The 1176-nt window shown below is 67.6% G+C and carries 1 protein-coding gene; it reads right to left on the bottom strand.

Annotation, left to right across the window (positions count from 1 at the left end; all coding sequences use genetic code 11):
- Window positions 1-30: 30 nt before the first annotated feature.
- The gene (locus HR086_RS46975) at window positions 31-1128 is read right to left on the bottom strand and encodes an IS630 family transposase (RefSeq protein ID WP_371745824.1); all 1098 of its coding nucleotides are present in this window, start codon (window positions 1126-1128) and stop codon (window positions 31-33) included.
- Between the last annotated feature and the right edge of the window lie 48 nt (window positions 1129-1176).

Below are 1176 nucleotides of genomic sequence, written 5' to 3'. Positions count from 1 at the left end.
TAAACCAACGATCTCGATTCTCGCACGACGTCAGGAGGCACGCCTGAGGTCGGCTCGGCGCAGGGATGGACAGGCAGAGCGCTGTGCATTCCGCGCGTTGAGGTAGGCATGTACCCGCACCATGAGCTGGTCCATGGTGCGGCAGCGGTGGTTTCGCGTGACGTTGGCGTGCAGGTCCAGCCACACGCGCTCGATGCGGTTGCCCTGGGGACAGTAGGGCGGCAGGAAGTGGAGCACGATGCGCCCTCCAAGTTGGGCAAGGGCCTTGCGAGTCTTCTGGCTGGTGTGGACCGCGGCATTGTCCAGCACGAGGTGGATGCGGCGAGCGCGCCGGTATTCACCCGCGAGGCGCCAGAGCAACTGGATGAAGAGGTCGCTGGCCTTGGAGTTGCCTTCCACCCACGTCAGCTTCCCCGTCCGGACATTCAACGCTCCGGCCAGGAAGCGCTTCTGGTTGTTGCCCGGTGTCACCACCACCCGGCGCTGCCCCGGAAGACACCAGTCGTGTCCCACCTTGGGGTTGAGATGGATGTCCACCTCATCCACGTGGAGCACGGGCTCTTCGGGGGGCTTGTGGGCATGCAGGCACTTCAACTCGTAGAGCCGGCGCCGACGCTTCCAGGCGGGCCAGGGACACTCGACGATGGGCCTGGCCGCCTTGCGCCTCGCGCCGAGCCAGGTGAGCGCGCGTCCCATGGTCGCCACGGACACCTGGGGCAACCCCCGGCGCTCAAGCTCCAAGCACAGCAACTCCCGTGTCCAGGTGGGCCGGCACCAGCCCCAGTCCTCGGGCGTTCCCACCAACACCCGCGCCAGCCTCTCTCGGAATCGCTCGTCGACCTTGCGCTGGCCGTTGCCCTCCCTCCTGTCTCGCAGCGCTCCGCGTCCGTCCTCCCGGTAGCGGCGCACCGCGCTGACGACGGTGGAGGTGGCGCAGCCCAAGTCCCGGGCTGCTGCGTTGCACGAGGCACCCCTCCCCACCGCCGCCACCGCCATGCACCGTCGCATGGTGAGCGGGCAGCCGCTCTTCTCGCCCCATCGCAGCAGCGCCTGGCGCTGCTTCCTCTTCAGCCACTGCCTACCTTTGCCCTCGGGCAGGGCCTTCTCGCTCTCAGGTCTTCTGCGCACACAGAGCCGAACGAGAGGTGCCCCTGCTCCCTCTTCCCGCTCACTTCA

It is taken from the genome of Myxococcus sp. CA039A, from assembly GCF_013336645.1.
GTDB lineage: Bacteria > Myxococcota > Myxococcia > Myxococcales > Myxococcaceae > Myxococcus > Myxococcus llanfairpwllgwyngyllgogerychwyrndrobwllllantysiliogogogochensis.
Note: the sequence above shows the minus strand (reverse complement) of the source record. Positions and strands in the feature narration are given on the sequence as shown.